The organism is Halomonas colorata, assembly GCF_014897985.1.
Taxonomy (GTDB): Bacteria; Pseudomonadota; Gammaproteobacteria; order Pseudomonadales; family Halomonadaceae; genus Vreelandella; species Vreelandella colorata.
In genome coordinates, this window is record NZ_JABUZA010000094.1 from 1 (window position 1) to 1,982 (window position 1,982).

General features: G+C 47.7%; 2 protein-coding genes. Both read left to right on the forward strand.

Going from position 1 to position 1,982, the window contains the following annotated elements:
* Positions 1–264 precede the first annotated feature (264 nt).
* Positions 265–837 carry a LemA family protein gene (locus tag INT33_RS20895; protein WP_192539932.1) on the forward strand — a complete coding sequence of 191 codons (573 nt, stop codon included), beginning with the start codon at positions 265–267 and terminating at the stop codon, positions 835–837.
* Positions 834–1,889, forward strand: coding sequence for a DUF3137 domain-containing protein (locus INT33_RS20900; protein WP_192539933.1), 1,056 nt, complete (start codon positions 834–836; stop codon positions 1,887–1,889). Before INT33_RS20895 ends, INT33_RS20900 begins: the two co-directional genes overlap by 4 nt.
* The last annotated feature ends 93 nt before the right edge of the window (positions 1,890–1,982 follow it).

Genomic DNA, 1,982 nt, shown 5'->3' on the forward strand with positions numbered 1-1,982 from the left:
TCCATGGCAGCACTGAATCCTATGCAGTTGACGATAGCCGTATTATCGCTGATGGCAGTGACTTTTTCAGAGCTTCCTTAACACTTTCAGCCGCTTTCTTTTATACCCTGTGAGAAATCCGGGCTAGCTTTTAGGATTGTTGATCCAATATCCGATTTTGCTGTTTATAGTGATGTTCGTAATGTTCTTTTTCTTGTAGTTAAGTTGATTTGGTACGGTGTAAGCCTTAGTCTTATCGCCTCGAATACTATAAGGAATACTGCAATGTTCTGGTTTGTCGCGGCTGTCGTTGCCATTTTACTGCTGCTTTATTTCTGGTATGCCACTATCGTTACACGCCGAAATGCCGCCGAAGAAGCTTTCTCTGGAATTGATGTGCAGCTTAAAAAGCGCACCGATCTGGTACCCAATATTCTTAAAATCGCTGCCCGTTTTATGGAGCACGAAAAAGCACTACTCACTGAAATTACCCAGCTGCGCACTGAAGTATTGAAGGCGGCAGAAAGAACCGACAGAGCAGGTACCGAAAAACGGTTCGATCTTGAAGCCGCGCTGGAGAGTAAGCTTTCTGGTTTGATGGTAGCCGTAGAGAACTATCCCGACCTCAAGTCTCATACCAACATGATCGAAGCCCAACGGGTATACGCGGATGTTGAAGAGCATATCTCTGCGGCTCGCCGCGGTTACAATGCTGCAAGCCGTCGTTTCAAGGATGCCATTCAAATCTTTCCGGGCTCGGTGATTGCCGCCATAATGGGATTGAAACCCTTGCCGTTCTTCCAAGTGACGGAAGCTGAACGCGCTCCTGTTAACGCGGATGATTTCCTGAAGTCATGAGTATTCTTAATACCTTTTATCAAGCGAAGGAAGCGATCAAGCAGCTTACCAATGGGACTGCCTACCGCCAACCTGAAGCGAGCACCAATCTTTCAGAAGCGGCCAGGTCGAAAATCGAGCAGGAAGTCTTGCCCTTGCTGGAGCCATTGGAACAGTTTCGTCTGGAAAAACTCGCGAGTAAGGTTCGACGCAAAAAATGGTTTATCCGCATTGGCTGGTTGCTATGGTTACCGTCAGTGGCATTTGACGTATCGATGCTGGTCTCTGGCGATCCAACGTTCTTAACCCTGATTGTGCTGGGTGGCTTTGCTGTTTGGGTCTTCTATCCCGAGTTCCAATACATACGGCACTACAAGAAAAAGCTGATCCCTGTACTTGTTCGAGCGTTCGGTGAGTACGACTACAAGGCTGACGGCTGCATAGACATGGATGCCGTCAAGTCGTTCGAAATAATGCCTTCGTTTTCAAGTAAGAGTAGCGAAGATTACATCAAGGGTGAAGTTGAGGGTGTGAAGTTTGAATTCTGCGAGCTCAAACTTGAACGTCGTGGCAACAAGTCCAATATCAATGTCCATCGTGGAGGAGCGCTGCTTATTACTATGCCCTTCCAGTTTAGTGGCTATACCGTGGTCAAGACGGACTATGGGAAACTGGGCAACCTGTTGTCGAGATCATTAGCCAAAACCAGGGTGGAGCTAGAGAATCCTGAATTTGAAGATCGTTACGAGGTGTTTGGCTCTGACCAGCAGTATGCCCGATATCTCCTGTCACCGGCTTTGATGGAGCAGATCATTGCACTCGATGACCTGTTCCGGGCACGCGCTAAGGGGTCGGGACTTACTTGTGAGTTCCGTGACGATAAAGCATTGTTTATGCTGTCGTATTTCGGAGACTTGATGAATGTAGGAGATATTGATGTGTCTGCCTACGATTTGGATAAGATGCCATTACTGGAGCAGGAGCTTGCTATGATTTTTGGCATCATACAGCAACTGAAGTTGGATTCATTGGCAGCCCGAAATGTTGCCAGTGACCGTCTAGCAGGAGTGTAAGTTGTTGACCTCATCCCTAGCCTGGATTTCTCATAGTACCTCAGCCAGTACCGCACTCAGGCTGTAACACCGCTAAACACCTACTGGCTCGAC